Source organism: Campylobacter sp. RM16188 (assembly GCF_012978795.1).
GTDB classification, from domain to species: Bacteria; Campylobacterota; Campylobacteria; order Campylobacterales; family Campylobacteraceae; genus Campylobacter_A; species Campylobacter_A canis.
This window is the reverse complement of the sequence record NZ_LIWQ01000016.1, coordinates 39,703-55,490: the sequence shown is the minus strand read 5'-3', so window position 1 is coordinate 55,490 and position 15,788 is coordinate 39,703. Positions and strand designations below refer to the sequence as shown.

The 15,788-nt window shown below is 40.0% G+C and carries 16 protein-coding genes; 11 read left to right on the top strand and 5 right to left on the bottom strand.

The window, feature by feature from the left end:
- The 4 genes from CDOM16188_RS09560 to gdhA form a co-directional block, all read left to right on the top strand.
- Window positions 1-326: DpnII family type II restriction endonuclease (locus CDOM16188_RS09560; RefSeq protein ID WP_172201749.1), on the top strand; the 326-nt coding region annotated here is incomplete at its 5' end.
- Window positions 316-1,137, top strand: coding sequence for a site-specific DNA-methyltransferase (locus CDOM16188_RS09555; RefSeq protein ID WP_172201747.1), 822 nt, complete (start codon window positions 316-318; stop codon window positions 1,135-1,137). The genes CDOM16188_RS09560 and CDOM16188_RS09555, both read left to right, overlap by 11 nt.
- Before the next feature lie 81 nt (window positions 1,138-1,218).
- The gene (locus tag CDOM16188_RS09550) at window positions 1,219-1,641 is read left to right on the top strand and encodes a Sua5 YciO YrdC YwlC family protein (protein ID WP_172201745.1); all 423 of its coding nucleotides are present in this window, start codon (window positions 1,219-1,221) and stop codon (window positions 1,639-1,641) included.
- Window positions 1,642-1,898: 257 nt separating this feature from the next.
- Window positions 1,899-3,257 (top strand): NADP-specific glutamate dehydrogenase, encoded by a 1,359-nt coding sequence (gene gdhA / locus CDOM16188_RS09545; RefSeq protein WP_172201743.1) that lies wholly within the window; start codon window positions 1,899-1,901, stop codon window positions 3,255-3,257.
- 253 nt (window positions 3,258-3,510) lie between these two features.
- On the opposite strand, the gene CDOM16188_RS09540 is transcribed toward gdhA, so the two are convergent.
- From CDOM16188_RS09540 to CDOM16188_RS09530, 3 genes are read right to left on the bottom strand one after another with little or no spacing between them, the layout of a single operon-like run.
- Complete coding sequence (locus tag CDOM16188_RS09540) at window positions 3,511-4,491, bottom strand: amidohydrolase family protein (protein WP_172201741.1); 981 nt, start codon at window positions 4,489-4,491, stop codon at window positions 3,511-3,513.
- Window positions 4,478-7,942, bottom strand: coding sequence for an acyl-[ACP]--phospholipid O-acyltransferase (locus CDOM16188_RS09535; RefSeq protein WP_172201739.1), 3,465 nt, complete (start codon window positions 7,940-7,942; stop codon window positions 4,478-4,480). Before CDOM16188_RS09535 ends, CDOM16188_RS09540 begins: the two co-directional genes overlap by 14 nt.
- Complete coding sequence (locus tag CDOM16188_RS09530) at window positions 7,939-8,586, bottom strand: MerR family transcriptional regulator (protein ID WP_172201737.1); 648 nt, start codon at window positions 8,584-8,586, stop codon at window positions 7,939-7,941. Before CDOM16188_RS09530 ends, CDOM16188_RS09535 begins: the two co-directional genes overlap by 4 nt.
- 245 nt (window positions 8,587-8,831) lie before the next feature.
- Between CDOM16188_RS09530 and CDOM16188_RS09525 the strand changes: the two genes are divergently transcribed.
- Window positions 8,832-9,257, top strand: coding sequence for an isoleucyl-tRNA synthetase (locus CDOM16188_RS09525; protein ID WP_172201735.1), 426 nt, complete (start codon window positions 8,832-8,834; stop codon window positions 9,255-9,257).
- 358 nt (window positions 9,258-9,615) lie between these two features.
- Here the strand turns inward: CDOM16188_RS09525 and CDOM16188_RS09520 are convergent, their stop codons facing one another.
- Complete coding sequence (locus CDOM16188_RS09520) at window positions 9,616-10,254, bottom strand: ThiF family adenylyltransferase (protein WP_172201733.1); 639 nt, start codon at window positions 10,252-10,254, stop codon at window positions 9,616-9,618.
- A complete protein-coding gene (gene surE, locus CDOM16188_RS09515) occupies window positions 10,247-11,020 on the bottom strand; it encodes a 5'/3'-nucleotidase SurE (protein ID WP_172201731.1) in 774 nt (257 codons plus the stop codon). The genes CDOM16188_RS09520 and surE overlap by 8 nt, the downstream gene beginning before the upstream one ends.
- A 128-nt stretch (window positions 11,021-11,148) precedes the next feature.
- On the opposite strand from surE, the gene CDOM16188_RS11485 reads away from it, so the two are divergent.
- The 6 genes from CDOM16188_RS11485 to CDOM16188_RS09485 are packed head-to-tail and all read left to right on the top strand — an operon-like array spanning window position 11,149 to window position 15,786.
- A complete protein-coding gene (locus CDOM16188_RS11485; protein WP_172201729.1) occupies window positions 11,149-11,586 on the top strand; it encodes a lysozyme inhibitor LprI family protein in 438 nt (145 codons plus the stop codon).
- On the top strand, window positions 11,583-12,614 hold the full coding sequence (lpxB, locus tag CDOM16188_RS09505; RefSeq protein WP_172201727.1) for a lipid-A-disaccharide synthase: 1,032 nt from the start codon (window positions 11,583-11,585) through the stop codon (window positions 12,612-12,614). Before CDOM16188_RS11485 ends, lpxB begins: the two co-directional genes overlap by 4 nt.
- Window positions 12,615-12,616: 2 nt before the next feature.
- Window positions 12,617-13,105, top strand: a complete 489-nt coding sequence (greA, locus tag CDOM16188_RS09500; protein ID WP_172201725.1) for a transcription elongation factor GreA — start codon at window positions 12,617-12,619, stop codon at window positions 13,103-13,105.
- Window positions 13,106-14,110 (top strand): N-acetyl-gamma-glutamyl-phosphate reductase, encoded by a 1,005-nt coding sequence (gene argC, locus CDOM16188_RS09495; RefSeq protein WP_172201723.1) that lies wholly within the window; start codon window positions 13,106-13,108, stop codon window positions 14,108-14,110.
- Complete coding sequence (locus tag CDOM16188_RS09490; RefSeq protein ID WP_253908181.1) at window positions 14,094-14,846, top strand: UDP-2,3-diacylglucosamine diphosphatase; 753 nt, start codon at window positions 14,094-14,096, stop codon at window positions 14,844-14,846. The genes argC and CDOM16188_RS09490 overlap by 17 nt, the downstream gene beginning before the upstream one ends.
- Window positions 14,839-15,786: a chemotaxis protein gene (locus CDOM16188_RS09485; RefSeq protein ID WP_172201721.1), complete on the top strand. Its 948-nt coding sequence runs from the start codon at window positions 14,839-14,841 to the stop codon at window positions 15,784-15,786. Before CDOM16188_RS09490 ends, CDOM16188_RS09485 begins: the two co-directional genes overlap by 8 nt.
- The last annotated feature ends 2 nt before the right edge of the window (window positions 15,787-15,788 follow it).

The following is a 15,788-nucleotide window of genomic DNA, read 5'->3' as shown; positions in this document are numbered from 1 at the left end:
CTGAAGTTAGTAGCCAAGAGCTCGGCTTAAATTTAGGTAGCGATAACAAAGTATTTGACTTTGTAGTAAAAGCAGATAATATAACCTTTCTGATTGAAACGAATTTTTATAGCGTAGGAGGCTCAAAATTAAATGAGGTAGCAAGAGCCTATACAAAAATCGCTCAAGAAATTTCAAAATTTAACGGATTTGAATTTATCTGGATAACGGATGGGCAAGGCTGGTTAAATGCTAAAAACAAACTTCAAGAAGCCTATGAGAACGTTAAGATTTATAACTTAGCCACGCTTCATCTTTTTACTCGCGAGATAAAAAATGATAGATAATATGACAAGCGAGTTTAATCTTATCCAAGGCGATTGCTTTGAAATCTTGCCGAAATTCACAAAAGAATTTGATCTAATCTTTGCCGATCCGCCCTATTTTTTATCAAACAACGGCTTAAGTATCCAAAGCGGGCGGATAGTTAGCGTCAATAAAGGGGCGTGGGATAAGAGTTATGGTATAGACGAGATTGACGAGTTTAACCTAGCTTGGTTAAATTTAGCAAAAAATGCGCTAACGGACAACGGGAGCGTGATGATAAGTGGAACGTATCATAATATCTTTTCTATCGGGCGGGCTTTGCAGAAGCTTGATTATAAAATTTTAAATATCATCACATGGCAAAAGACAAATCCGCCGCCAAATTTTAGTTGCAGGTATCTTACGCACTCTACCGAGCAGATCATATGGGCGAGAAAGAGCGAAAAGCATAAGCATATCTTTAACTACGAGCTCATGAAAAAGCTAAATAATGATAAGCAGATGAAGGATGTTTGGAGTTTTGCGGCTATTGCGCCTTGGGAGAAAGCTTGCGGTAAGCATCCGACTCAAAAACCGCTTTCGCTTTTGGTTAGATTGATATTGATGGCAAGCAATGAAAAATCGGTTATTTGCGATCCTTTTAGCGGTTCAAGTACAACCGGAATCGCTGCAAATTTACTTGGGCGAAAATTTGTAGGCATAGAAAAAGAGGATGAGTTTATAAAAATTTCTTTGGATAGGAAAAGAGAGTTAGATCAAAATTTGAATAAATTTAAGGGTAAAATTTCCGATTTGAAGCTTATTTCAAAGATAAATTCAAGCCTTATCTAATGTAAATTTATAGATTTAAGCTAGCTATAATTTTACAGCGATAAACTCACAAATGATTTATCTTTTAATAAAAGGAAAATTTTGATCTACCTAGCGCAAACAGACACTACGGCGGGATTTTTAAGCAAGGATTTTAAGGAGATAAACCGCTTAAAAAACCGCCCTTTGCATAAGCCTTGCCTTATCACTACGTCAAAATTTAGCGAGCTAAAAACGCTTGTGCGGGTTCCTGGTAAATTTAAAAATTTGGTGCGCCGAGCAAGAAAAACTACATTTTTATATCCGAATTTAAAGGCCGTGCGGGTCGTCAAAGAGTGTGCGCACGCTAAATTTCTTGATCAAAATGGCTGGTTTTACTCAAGCAGTGCAAATTTAAGCTCGGAGAAATTTGACGAAGCTTGGGCTAGAAGTGTTGCTGATGTCGTTGTTGATGAAAATTTTCAAGAAAATTCAAGCTCGAAAATCTACAAACTATCAAAAATAAATTTAAAAAAGATAAGATAGATAAATCATAAACTCAAAACGCACTTACTTTTTATATATTGAGTAATTAGGTTATATAAGATTTCAATTTATCAAATTTAAATTCCAAACAAAATATTTTATCTGTGTAAATTTGTTTCTGTTTTACTGGGTCTATTTACTCATAGTTTCGATATGTAACATTAAATGACTAAGATAAAAATATAAATTTAAATTTAAAAAAATAAAAAATCATATCGTGCTAATATTTCACCATAAATTGTTACAAAGGAGATGGCGTGAGTGAGTATGTAAGCAAAATGATGGAACATATCAAAAGAGCAAATCCCGGGCAAGATGTGTTCGTGCAAGCTGCAACCGAAGTGCTTTATAGCCTTGAGCCGCTTTTAAAAAGAGAAAGTAAATACCAAAAGCACGCCATCTTAGAGCGCATCACGGTGCCTGAAAGAAGCGTGATATTTCGCGTTACATATACGGGCGATGACGGTAGCGTGCACGTTCACAACGGATATCGCATCCAGTTTAACTCTGCTGTAGGCCCTTATAAGGGCGGGCTTAGGTTTCATCCGAGCGTTGATCTTGGAGTTTTGAAATTTCTTGGATTCGAGCAGATTTTTAAAAATTCTCTTACTGGCGTGCGAATAGGCGGCGCAAAGGGCGGAAGCAACTTTGATCCTAAAGGAAAGAGCGATAACGAGATCATGCGATTTTGTCACTCTTTCATGAACGAACTTTACCGACATATCGGCGATACGACCGATGTGCCAGCAGGCGATATCGGCGTGGGAGCGCGCGAAATCGGATATATGTTTGGTCAGTATAAGAAGCTTACGGGCAAATTTGACGGAATTTTTACGGGCAAGGGGCTAAACTGGGGCGGAAGTCTGGCTAGGACGGAGGCTACGGGATATGGAGTTGTTTATTTTACGCAAAATATGTTAAGACGCGCAGGACTTAGCCTGGAAGGTAAAAAATGCGCAGTGAGTGGCTCTGGTAACGTGGCTATTTATACGATTAAAAAGCTTTATGACGTGGGCGCTTTGCCGATAACGGCTTCTGACTCTAGCGGGTTTATTTACGATGGTGAGGGCATCGATATAAACGCTCTTAGAGAGATCAAAGAGGTGCAAAGAGGACGCATAAGCGAGTATTTGAATTTTCGTCCGCATGCTAAATTTACTCCTGTTAGCGATTATGAGCAAGGCAGAAACGCGGTGTGGAACACGCCTTGCGACGGAGCGTTTCCGTGTGCAACGCAAAACGAGCTGCGACTTGCGGATATTAAGACGCTTTATGCTAACGGCTGTAGGTTTGTAGCAGAAGGGGCAAATATGCCAAGTACTTTGGACGCGATAAATTTTATGCTGGCGCAAAAGGATTTTTATTTCGCTCCGGCAAAAGCGGCAAATGCCGGCGGAGTAGCTACCAGCGGGCTTGAGATGATGCAAAATGCAAGCATGACTTCATGGAGCTTTGATGAGGTCGATGAGAAGCTTCACGGTATCATGGATCATATCTTTGAGTTAAGCTATGAGACGAGCAAGGAATTTGGCGATGAGGGCAATCTTGTGCTTGGCTCAAATATCGCGGGCTTTAGAAAAGTGGCTGATGCGATGATAGATCAGGGGTATGTGTGAAATTTGGCATGAAGCGAAGGTGAAATTTGAGCCTACTTATGCTTGTGTGCGTGGTGAAATTCAAAGAGCCTAAATACAAAATTTAGCCGCGTTTATACTTGCCGTTTTTAGTATTTGTGTATCTAGTTATGCCTGATAAATTCGCAGTTGCTAAGAAATTTGCGGCTTTTTAATGATAGCTCAGTTTATCTATGTCGTTTTTTGTGCACTATAAGCCTTGCAAGGTATTTAAACTCGCAAGGCTTTATGAAATTTACTCGGCTATGAGTTTTTTATAGTTGCTCCATATCGGATTTTCCTCGTCAAAATACTCCAAAATTCCGTTAGCATATCTATCAAACGGATTTTGCAGCTTATGCAGATCAAGTCGTGTCTTAAAATTTAGATCGTAGCTGTTGTAGATAACCGAGTAGGGCACAGGGAAATCAGATCCATAAAGCAGCTTTTCATGCACTTCTTTTTGCTCGCTTAAGTGGCGAAGCACTTTGGCGCGAACGGGCGTTAAGAGTGCTGAAACATCGGCGTATAGGTTATCATGCGTCTTTAAAAGCTCTAAAAGAGCGTGATACTCTTTGTTGAAATTTCGCGGCTTTTTCGAGATGGCGCGAAAGATGTTGCCGTCATACCCCAAAGCCATGTGCGCACAAATCGTATTTACACCGACCTTTAGCGGATGATAAAGCATGCTGATATCCTCGCACGCCTTATCCGAATGGATGGTGTTTTCGTTGCCCACATGCACGATTAGGGGCAAATTTAGCTCTTTTAGCTTTTCAAAATAAGGTCTAAAGCACTCTTTTCTCGTATCAACTCCCCAGTAGTTTTGCAAAAATTTCGCCCCTTTAAAGCCCATTTCATGATATTTTTCTATAAGCTCAATGGCATCCGGGCGAAGCGGGTTTATCGAAAAAAACGGCACGATGATGTCTGGATTTTCTTTATAAACCTCAAACACATCGTCATTTGTCGCACATACCGTTTTGTCCTTATGCAAAATTTCGTCGCGCTCATTTACTTTCGCATCAACTCCAAAAAGCGCGATTTTGTCTACGTATTTTGAGCTTCTTAAGTTGTTTATGAGGCCTTTTTTGTAAGCCTCATAAGGATTTTCGTAAAGCTCTTTAGCCTCAAGTCCGAATTTCTTAGCGAAAAAATTTATGGCAAATTTGTCGAAAAACCGATCAAATTTTACTTCCGAACTTAAAAGATGAGTGTGTATATCAAGCGTTTTCATCTGATTTTTCCATTAAATTTGCGGCTAGGTTTTTTGCGCCTTTGAAGTCCGCTTTACCGCTTGCTAGCGTTGGCAGCTCATCAACTAAAAATATATGCGCAGGCTGCATAAGCGCAGGCAAATTTCCCTCTCTTAGCTTTGAGGCTATCTCGCTTTCGCTAAGCTCGCTTTTAGCTATCAGCACGACGCATTCGCCCTTTTTCTCATCGGGCATATTTACCGCGATGAAATTCGCCTCATCGGCTAAAATTTGAGCTATTTGTTCCTCTACGCTTCCTAGGCTTATCATCTCTCCGCCGATTTTGGCAAAGCGCGAGTATCTATCTACGATACTTACGAAACCTTTTTCGTCTATATGACCCTTATCTCCTGTTTTGTAGTATCTGGTGCCATCTATCTGAACTATCACTTCGTTAGTCTTTGTTTCGTCGTTTAAGTAGCCTTTCATCACTTGCGAGCCGCCTATGACGATAAGACCGTCTTCGTTTACGCTAAGTTCGCGTAGCGTATCCGGATCTATGATCTTTATGATGGTGCCTGGAAGTGGCAATCCAACTGAGCCCGGTTTGTTGAAATTTAGCTCTTTGAGGCTTTCTTTTTCAAGGATGTCAGGCATATTTACGGCTGCTACGGGAGCGGTTTCGGTCGTGCCGTATCCTTCGTAAATTTCAAGTCCAAATTTAAGCCTGAAGCTGTCTTTTACCTCTTTTTTTAGCTTTTCCGCTCCTGCAACGACCATGCGAACGCTTTGAAACATAAGCGGAGTGAGTTTTTTGTTTTTGATATAAAGCCTAAAAAACGTCGAAGTTCCAAAAAGAATGCTAACTGAGTGCTTAGCCGCCATTTTACCTACCGCCGCACCGTCCGTAGGATCAGGCACGCTTACCATTTTTACGCCTTCGCAAAGCGGCATTAGCGTAGTTACGGTTAAGCCAAAGGAGTGAAATATCGGAAGCGAGTTTAGTATCACGTCATCTTTTCTGAAATTTAACAGTTCGCTGATCTGCTTGATGTTTGCAAGCAGGTTTTTGTGGCTTAGCTCGATACCTTTTGGCTCGCCTTCGCTTCCGCTGCTAAATAAAATCGTAGCTGTATCTTCAAGACTTACATCGGCGAAGTAAAGCGCTTTAATAAGGCTTTCAGGAGCAAAAAGCGCAAGCATGAACGAGTAAATTTTAAGCGGTTTGCTTACCTTTTTACCAAGCTCTTCTACGCTTAAAATTTTACCTTCTAAGATGCTAGCGAAATCAAACCCCTTGCTTGAAAGCTTCTCAAGAAATTTGTGCGATGTGATAACTCGCTTGATGTCAGCCTTTCTAAGTGCCGCGTTCATAGCCTGCTCGCTTAGAGTGTAGTTTAGATTTACAGGGATTTTGCCCATAACCAAAAGCGTCATGTTGATGATAGCGCCTATAGCCGAGCTTGGAAGCAGCACTCCGACGTGCTTTTCATTTTTTAGCTCGGATTTTAAAATTTTGGCAAAGACAAGCACGGCGGTGATAAATTTTGCATTGCTCAGGCTTGTGCCCATACTTTCTACCGCGCACTCTTTGAGTAAATTTGACTTAGCCGTATCAAGCCAGTGGTGAGTTAGCGGCTTTTGGCGAGAGAGGAAATTTTCCCACGATGAAAACGAAAGCTCGACCACCTTTTGCTTCATGACTGCGCTATCTATGAACTCATAAATCGGCTTACCAAACGCCACGATGATCTCACGCTTGCCTTTTTTAGCCGTTAGTTCCTTATAAAATTTATCCGCTCTTGAAAAGCTTGAACCCCAAAGTCCGCGCAGATAAAACGGCACTATGCAAATTTCATCAAGATCTTTTATGATGAGCTCAAAGCCTTTTTGAAATTCATTGATCTGACCGTTATAGCTGATGTGCCCTTCAGGAAATAGCGCAACGACTTCGCCGTTTTTAAGGTGCTTTCTGATAAGTTCGATTGACTCTTTACTAGCACCCGCTCCGATTGGAATAACTTTAAAGAATTTTAAAATCCAGTTTAGATACCATTTGTTGTAAATGCCTCTATACATCACAAATTTTATCCCTCTAGGGCTTGCTACTTGAAGCACCAGCCAATCAATCCAGCTTATGTGGTTGCCAAGCATCAAAACTCCGCCGCTTTGAGGAAGATTTTTAAGTCCTTCAACGTTAAATTTGTAATTGCTCTTAAGAAGCGGCAAAAGAAGCAGTCTTGTAAATAGATGCGGAAGCTGAAAAATAGCATAAAAGCTTCCAAGCAAACACACCGCCGAAGCGAAGATAAAGAGACCTTTGGTTGAAATTCCCGTATAGACAAAGGCGATGCTTAAGCATAAAAACGCAACCATTGCGATGTTTTGCAAGAAGTTGTTGCCCGCCATTATCTTGCCCATATCTTTTTCAGGTGCGAAAAACTGTATAGTGGCGTTTAGCGGCACGATAAATAGTCCGCCAAAAACTCCGAATAAAAACGAACAAAGAGCTATGACAAAGGCGCTATTTGCCGAGCCGAATATAAACATCGAGACAAAAATTCCAAATGCGCCGATCGGTACGATACCAAGCTCGATGTGAAATTTACTCATCGCGCCCGCTATATACGAGCCTATGATAAGACCCACGGCACTTACGGCTAAAATTCCTTGTATGATAATTGCGTTATCATCGTTAAATAAAATTTTATAATGCGCGGGAAACGCTGCCAGTATCACCTGCGAAACTCCCCAAAATATGCTAAGTCCGATGATACTAAGCCAGATATTTTTGTCTTTTCTTAAAATTTTGATATTTTCTTTTAGATAGCTAAGCTTAAAGTATCTTTTGGCGTTAAATTTGCCGTCTTTATTTTTAGCTTCAAAATAAGGAAGTCTAAATGCAAAAATCGCTTCAAGTGCGCTTAGAGCAACCAAGAAAAAACCTATTACATATATGCTTGATAAAATTTCATTCGGACTTGAAGATGCTACGTAAAATATCTCAAACATATAAGAAAATGCAAACGAACTAAACAGTATCGCAACGATAGTAAGAGCCTGTATAACGCCGTTTGCCATGCCTAAGAGTTCCGTGCCTACGATTGATTTGATGATGCCGTATTTGGCGGGCGAGTAGATGGCGCTTTGTACGGCTAAAATTAGTGTTAGGAAAAATGCAAGCTCAAAAAGCCCTAAAAGATAGCTAAGCAAGATAAGTAGGCAAATGGCTACCGCAACAAGCGAGGATATCTGTATGACTTTGGTTTTGGAATACTTGTCGTTGATAAATCCCGAAGGCGAAAAAAGCACGATAAAGGGTAGCAGTATCATCGCGTTTATGAGTGCGGTTAAGACTACTAAAGTATCGCCCGAAAAGCTCTTTAAAAGCACGTTTTGTATGGTTATCTTATGCGCTAGATCAACGCTTGCGTTTAAAAACGCGATAGCAAGATAGGGCAAAAATCCCTTGATGTATAGTAAATTTTTCATCTGTTTTCCTTTTGGTAAAACTCTAATGTATGCATGTTTAGGATGTATGGTTTTGCGATTAGCAAGATGTCAAAGAGGTGTTTTAGGCTTTCGTTTTTGCTTGCTTCATCTACGCCCTCAAGCGATTTAAAAGTAAGCGCGACCTCTTCTTTGGCGAGCTTTTTGGCTAAATTTATATAAGCTTTTAGTATCTCAAGCTGGTTTTTATCCGACTTCATGATGATGGCTAAAATTTCTCTTTCTTTAGCCGTAAATTTGCCCTCTCGCGGCATCAAAAAGCCGTCTTTTACATATTTTTCAAGCGTTTTTTGATCTATCTTAAATTCCTTGCAAAGCTCATCTGCGCTATAAATTTGAGTAAGCGATGCTCCCATGACAAGCTCAAGCGTGCCCAAAAGCGCTTCGTATGGGCTTTTGATATCAAAATTAGGATGGGCAAAAAGTGCTTTTATCTCCGCTATTGTTGAGTTAAAGTTGCTTTGGAGGTATTTTATAAACTCAATTATATCCACGCACTCATCACTATAAAGGTGCAAATTTGCTTTTTCTTTAAACGGTTCTGGCAGTAAGCCTTCTTTGATGTAGTAAAGGATAGTTGATTTGGGCGTTTTGCTACGCTCTATAAGCTCATTCATCTTTAGCATTTTCATTCTCCTTTTTAAAATTTATGAAATCTTACATCCTTTTAGCTTAAAATAGTGTTAAGTGACACTTTACACTATTTATATTTTAGCCGGACTCGCTCGGCTTTTAAATTTTGCTTTTGACCTTGATGTTTTAAGATAAAATTTGAGCTTTTAAATTTGAAATTTGCTTTAAGATAGGCTTATTTGAGACGCACTTTTGAATTCAAAGCCTAATTTCAATATAATTTCTCAAAAGGAATTAGATGAAATTTGTAAATGCGTTTTTTATCGGATTTTTATTTGTCTTAGCCGCCATCTTTACGCTTTTTGTGGGGCTTAAGACTAGTTATTTTGATTATTACGGCGTAAATGAATACTTTAACGTCATATTCGTTGATAGCGTGCCGTGGCTTTTTATTTTACCTATCTCTCTTGTGTTTGGATATCTCATTTTATACGCTCCTTTTAGAAAATTTATGCGCGTAGTTTTTGTTTTGATTTTGCTTATAGCTGCCACTTCTTGGCATGATAGTGTTGGCAAAAAGGTCGGAGAAGCTTTATTTGCAAAGCCTGTTATGCTAAAAGACGCAAAAGGAAATGAATTAAACGCGATTGAAATTTATAAAGGCAGAAGTAAAATTTATTATTTTGATGAAAATTCTCACAAGGGCTTTGAGAGGAAAATTTAAAGCGCTAGATGAATTTAAAGCCAAAGCGGCAAGTATAAAATTTACGTTGATGCGGATTAAAAGAAAGTTATGCAGGAATTTTTACCAGATATCATAAAACTTTTAATGATCTTGGCTGTTTTTTTAGTTCATATTTACAGCCGTAAAATCACTAAAAGCATGGTTGTGTTTTTTACGATTATCTCTTTTATCTTGATAATAGAAACATTTAGGAGCGTTTAGGGATGATGGACCGGCTTTTACTGGCAATTTACAGCATTTTTGAGATTGAAAGACGGATAAATAAAAAGACGATTTATCTTAGTATTTTGATTTTTATCGATTATATTTGTCTTAGTATGATTTTTGAATTTTAATTTTACTCGGTCAGCTTTTTAACCGCCAAGCTCGCCAAATTTAGTCCAAAAACAGCCGTTACTCCCATAAAGCTTCCAAGCTCTTTGCAGTTTGGCTCTTCGGTTGAAAATACTACTTCAAAATCGCCTTTAAAGCCTGATTTTCTAAGTTCATATCTAAATTTCCTAGCCAAAGGATCGTTGCAAGTTTTCCAAACCGAAGCGACGCAAATTTTAGTAGGATCAAGCCTTTTTGCTCCGCCCATAGAAGATATGAATTTGCCGTGTGCTGCATTTGCAAGAGCAACCTTAGCTGCCATATCGTCAATCGCATCGATTACCAAATCAAACTCGCTAAAGTTAAAATTCGCCACAAATTCAGGCGTTATAAGTTCGCAAATAGGCGTGATGTTAGGATAAATTTTAGCAAATTCGCCTACCTTTACCTCTCCGACCGCTTCGCTGTAAATTTGGCGATTTTGGTTTGTGATGTCAAATGTGTCTTTGTCTATGATGGTTATTTGCCCCACACCCGAGCGAGCCAGCGCATCGACACAGATACCGCCCACGCCGCCGACTCCGCAAACTAAAATTTTAGCCTGTTGAAGTTTTGCAAACTTTTCATCGCCCAAAAGCCATTTAACGCGAGTAAATCTATCCATCGAGACTCTTTTTAAGCGAATTTAAGCTCGCGTGCGCCGTCATGTCAAGCATTATGGGCGTTAGGCTTGCGTAGCCTTCATTTACGACGCTGATATCGCTTGGATCACCTTGCTCGTAATCAAGCGCGGCATTGCCCAGCCAGTAGTACTCTACCCCGCGCGGATTGCGATTTAGCGTTGCGTGAGTCGCGTAGCTTCGCCTGCCCACGGGCACTACTTGATAGCCCTTAAAATCTTTTTGCGTAACGGCGGGGATATTTACGTTTAAAAATTGCCTTTCAGGCAAGCAAATTCGCCCATCAAGCACTCGAGGAATGATAAATTTAACTATTTCTCGCGCCAAAGAAAAGCCAAGCATATCGATGCTGTCGTTTTTGTAAAATTGCGAAAACGCTATGCTCTTAACTCCTTGCAAAACCCCTTCCATAGCCGCTCCACACGTGCCTGAGTAGGTTATATCCTCGCCTAAATTCGCGCCATGATTTATGCCGCTTATGATGAGGTCGGGCTTTTTGTTATAAAGTGCGTGAAGCGCCAGATATACGCAATCACTCGGCGTTGCGTCATCAAGTTTAAAGAAGTTATCGTCTATCTTTATAAACCTAAGCGGCTTTGTAAGCGTAAGAGAGTGCGCGCAGGCTGATTTCTCACTGCTTGGAGCTACGATAGTAACGTTTGTATCTGGAATTTCTTTTAAGGCACGAGCAAGCTCATGAAGCCCTTTAGCCTCGAATCCATCGTCGTTTGTGATAAGAATTTCTTTCAAATTTCGCCTTTAAAATTTTTGCGATTTTAACATAGCTTTCGTTATAGCCTCATAAAGTCAAATTTTAAATTTATTATTTATTTAGCCACTTTTAGGGATAATCTTTGTCAAATTCCAAAGGATAAAATGTGCTTAAAAAATTTACATTTATCGTGCTTGCGGCAAGCCTTGCTTTTAGCGCGCAGCAGCTTGTTGTTAAAACTGAAAGCGCTCCAAATTTAAGCAAGGGCGCAGCGGATGAATCCGAACTAAGAGTTAAAGCGTGCATAGAGGTTGATAGCTCTACGGCAGGGATGATAGAGTGCATAAATAAAGAGTTTGAAATTCAAGACAAAATTTTAAACGAAACTTATAAAAAAGCTATGAGTGTATTAAACGACGAAAATAAAAAGAAACTAAAAGATATCCAAAGAAAATGGGTGGCCTATAAAGAGGCTAAATGCCCGTTTGTCCCGCCTCAAGGCACGATGTATCTCGTTGTTTCGGCAAATTGCTATCTAAAGATGACTAAGGAGCGAACACAAGAGCTTCAGTACGTCATAGAAGAGTTTGAGGGAAATCAGTGAAGCTGCTTGTTTCATGCCTTGAGGCTTCGGCGAATTTGCACCTAGCCGAGGTGCTTGAGTATCTGCATAATTACGAGCTTAAGGGTATATTTGACGAAAAATTCGGCAAGCCTTTTATGCGAAGTAGCGAATTTTCGGCGATGGGTTTTGTGGAGGTTTTGCCGCTTTATTTTAAGGCTAGACGAGCTATCAAAGAGATGGTAAATTTGGCTTGCGAGTGCGATCACGTCTTGCTCATCGATAGTCCAGCCTTCAATTTACCGCTGGCAAAGGCGATTAAAGAAGCAGGCATTAAAACGCCTATAACTTACTACATCTTGCCTCAAGTTTGGGCTTGGAAGGCGGGCAGAGTGGCTAAAGTGCAGAAGTATTGCGATAACTTGGCTTCGATCTTGCCTTTTGATAAGATGTTTTATAGTCGTGCTACTTACGTGGGACATCCTTTGATGGATGAGCTTAGAGTGCGTAAAAATACGCTTATAAATAGCGGCAAGATAGCCTTTTTACCGGGCTCTAGAAAGTCTGAGATAACAAGGCTTATGCCTGTTTTTAAAGAGGTCGCAAAGCAAATAGAGGGCGAAAAACTGCTTTGCGTGCCTGAGTTTTTGATGAAAGAGCTTGAAATTTACGGTGATATAAGCGAATTTACGCTTGTAAATAACGCACCCAGGGCGCTTTTGCAAAGCGAATTTGCATTTATCTGCTCGGGAACGGCCACGCTTCAATCAGCTCTTATCGCAACTCCGTTTGTGCTAGCTTACAAGGCAAAAGCCATTGATATGTTTATCGCTAGAAGGCTTGTGAAGGTGAAATTTGCAGGGCTTGCTAATATTATTTTTGATTTTTTGGGCAAAGAGCCGCTTCACACCGAGCTTTTGCAAGATGAAGTAACTGCGCAAAATTTGCTTAAGGCTTATCAAGAGTGTGATAGGCAAAAATTTATAAACGGTTGTGCGCAGCTTAGAGAGTACCTTGAGCACGGCTCTGCAAACGCAGTTGCAAATATGATACAAAATAAAAAAGGATAAAAATGACTGAACCGATGACTATATTTGGATACGAAAAAATCACAAGCGAGCTTAAAAATTTAAAAACCGTGGAGCGTCCGCGCATAGTCGAAGAGATTGACATCGCAAGAAGCCATGGCGATCTAAAAGAAAATGCCGAGTATCACGCAGCGCGCGAGAAGCAATCCTTCATCGAAAGCAGAATCGCCGAGCTTAGCGACATAGTAAGCAGAGCAAAAGTTATAGATCCCAGCGAATACGAGCATGACAAAGTGAAATTCGGCTCAACGGTTGTGATAATGGACGTTGAAACCGAGATAGAAAAGTCCTATACTTTAGTAGGAACGCCTGAGAGCAACCTGGAGCGAGGCTTAATCTCTATAAACTCACCACTTGGCAGACAGCTTATCGGCAAGAGCGAGGGCGATGACGTAACGCTAAATTTGCCAAACGGTGCAAGCGAGATAGAGATCATCTCTGTTAGCTATAAACCTATCAAATTTGGAGAGTAGATGATAAATGTAGGCATCATCGGCGTTAGCGGATATACGGGATTTGAGCTTATAAAGCTGCTTTTAAATCACCCTGAATTTAAGATCGCTTACCTTGCTGCAAGCTCCGCTTCTAGGATAGAGGAAATTTTCCCGTCTTTAAAAGGCGTTTTTGAGTTTGAAGTAAGCGCGGCGGACGCAAGCCAAGCGGCTAAAAAATGCGAACTTGTCTTTTTGGCGTTGCCGCATCAAGAGGCGATGAAATATGCAAAAGAGCTTTTGAAATTTGGCGTTAAGGTTGTTGATTTTTCTGCCGATTACCGCTTAAGCCTTGAGCTTTACGAGAAAAATTACTGCGAGCACCTAGATCCTGAAAATTTATCAAATGCGGTTTATGGACTAGTAGAGCTAAACCGCGACCGCATAAAAAGAGCAAATTTAATCGCAAATCCGGGATGTTATCCGACAGCTTCTATCTTAGCCATCGCGCCGTTTTTGCCGTTTTTAGACCACGAATTTGGCGTGATAATAGATGCAAAAAGCGGAGTTAGCGGGGCGGGCAAAAAACTAAGCGCGACAAGCCATTTTGTGAGCGTGAATGAAAACGCAAACGCCTATAATCCGATAAAGCACCGCCATAGTGACGAGATAAAAGAGCAAATTTCACTTATTGCAGGCAGGCAAATACCCACGCTTTTCGTGCCTCACTTGCTTCCTATAACGCGCGGGATGCTGGTAAGTGTTTATGCGAAACTTACTAGTAAGATAGATCCTTGCGAAATTTTAAATAAATTTTATGAAGCTGAAAAATTCGTGCGGGTTAAAAATGAGCCCGTTAGCATCAAAAGCGTTGCAGGAACGCACTTTTGCGATATAGCGGCTTATGTTAATGAGGATAAAATTTTTATAAACTCGGCCATCGATAATCTCTTGCGAGGTGCCAGCTCGCAAGCTCTTGCAAATGCGAATTTAATCTGCGGATTTAGCGAAGATACGGCACTTCCGATCTATGCCTGCCTTCCTTAAAATGCAAAATTTGACGATAAAAAATGGCGCGATTTTTATAGCCGATTCTCACGCTAACGAAAATCGCCCAGAATTTTTAAAATTTCTGCGAGCATTAAAAGAGGGCAAAATTTGCGCTCCGCAGTTATTTTTGATGGGCGATATGTTTGATTTTTTATCGGATTACTGCGATTATCCGCTTAAATTTGCAAGCGAACATATAAGGCTTATAAATGAGCTTTCCAAATGCATGGAAATTTATTATTTTGAAGGAAATCACGACTTTAACCTTTCAAAAATCTTAAAAAACGTGCGAGTCTTTCCGATCGCTGCGCAACCTGTCAAATTTAAGAGTGAATGCGCGCAAAACGTGGCTATTGCGCACGGAGATATATTTTTGCCTTTTGTTAGCAAATACGCTTTGAGATTTTTAAGGCTCAAGTTGTTTTTAAAATGTATGAATTTTATTGATAATTTGTTAAATTTTAAAATTTCAAAAGCGCTTTTTAAAAAATTACGACATAAAAATTTAACTTATAAAATTCCAAATTTTAAAAATTTAGCGGCAAAAAGAGTGGCGAATTATACCGAAGAAATCATAATCGAAGGGCATTTTCACCAAGGAGATATATTTGAGTTTCAAAATCAACAATATATCAACGTTCCAAGTTTTGCATGTGAGCAAAGTTATTTTATAGTAGAATACGCACCAAAGATTAAGTTTGCTCTAAAGAGCGCAAGGGGCCAAGATGTTTGATGATAACGTTTTAAAGACCGGTTCAAACGAGATGGAGCTTGTTGATTTTAGAATTTTTAAGCAGACTGGCGACAGAGTATATGAGGGTATATACGGCGTAAATGTTGCTAAGGTCCGCGAAATCATCAAGATGCCAAATTTGACCGAACTTCCGGGTGTTCCTGAATATATAGAAGGAATTTTTGATTTACGGGGCGTAGTGATACCGGTTATAAATTTAGCCAAATGGATGAATATAAAAGAGCCGCAAGAAGCCGTTATGAAACCGCGTGTGATAATTTCGGAATTTAGCGAAATTTTGATAGGTTTTATAGTTCACGAAGCTAAAAGAATTCGCAGAATTAACTGGGCTGATATAGAAGCGGCTAGCTTTTCTGCAAGCTCAGGTACGCTTGATAAAGGCAAAATAACAGGCGTAACTCGCATAGAAAACGATGAAGTTTTATTGATACTAGATCTTGAAAGTATCGTTGAAGAGCTTGGAATTTATAGTCCTAAGATCGAGGTTGATATAGATGAGGCTAAGAGGCTTCACGGCGTAGCGCTTGTGCTTGATGATAGCTCGACTGCCAGAAAGCTCGTAAAAGATACGCTTGAAAAGATGGGACTAAAAGTAGTTGAGGCAAAAGACGGTATTGAAGGACTTTCTAAGATGCAAGATCTTTACGAGATGTACGGAGATAAATTAAACGAGCATTTAAGGATTATATTAAGCGATATTGAGATGCCTCAGATGGACGGATACCGCTTCGCGGCGACTCTTAAAGATGATAGTAGATACTCAAACATACCTATTATCTTTAACTCCTCTTTGAGCAATGTTTATAGCGAGGCTCAGAGTAAAGAGGCGGGCGGTGCTGCGTACTTAACGAAATTTGATGCGACTATTCTTTATAATGAGGTGCTTCGTGTTATCGAAGCGCAAAAATCAGCGAAATAGGG

Excerpts from the sequence above, each read along its gene's own strand:
- CDOM16188_RS09555 (WP_172201747.1), top strand. The coding sequence starts at position 316 with ATGATAGATAATATGACAAGCGAGTTTAATCTTATCCAAGGCGATTGC.
- CDOM16188_RS09540 (WP_172201741.1), bottom strand. The coding sequence starts at position 4,491 with ATGAAAACGCTTGATATACACACTCATCTTTTAAGTTCGGAAGTAAAA.
- CDOM16188_RS09535 (WP_172201739.1), bottom strand. The coding sequence starts at position 7,942 with ATGAAAAATTTACTATACATCAAGGGATTTTTGCCCTATCTTGCTATC.
- CDOM16188_RS09530 (WP_172201737.1), bottom strand. The coding sequence starts at position 8,586 with ATGCTAAAGATGAATGAGCTTATAGAGCGTAGCAAAACGCCCAAATCA.
- CDOM16188_RS09525 (WP_172201735.1), top strand. The coding sequence starts at position 8,832 with ATGAAATTTGTAAATGCGTTTTTTATCGGATTTTTATTTGTCTTAGCC.
- CDOM16188_RS09520 (WP_172201733.1), bottom strand. The coding sequence starts at position 10,254 with ATGGATAGATTTACTCGCGTTAAATGGCTTTTGGGCGATGAAAAGTTT.
- greA (WP_172201725.1), top strand. The coding sequence starts at position 12,617 with ATGACTGAACCGATGACTATATTTGGATACGAAAAAATCACAAGCGAG.
- argC (WP_172201723.1), top strand. The coding sequence starts at position 13,106 with ATGATAAATGTAGGCATCATCGGCGTTAGCGGATATACGGGATTTGAG.
- CDOM16188_RS09490 (WP_253908181.1), top strand. The coding sequence starts at position 14,094 with ATGCCTGCCTTCCTTAAAATGCAAAATTTGACGATAAAAAATGGCGCG.
- CDOM16188_RS09485 (WP_172201721.1), top strand. The coding sequence starts at position 14,839 with ATGTTTGATGATAACGTTTTAAAGACCGGTTCAAACGAGATGGAGCTT.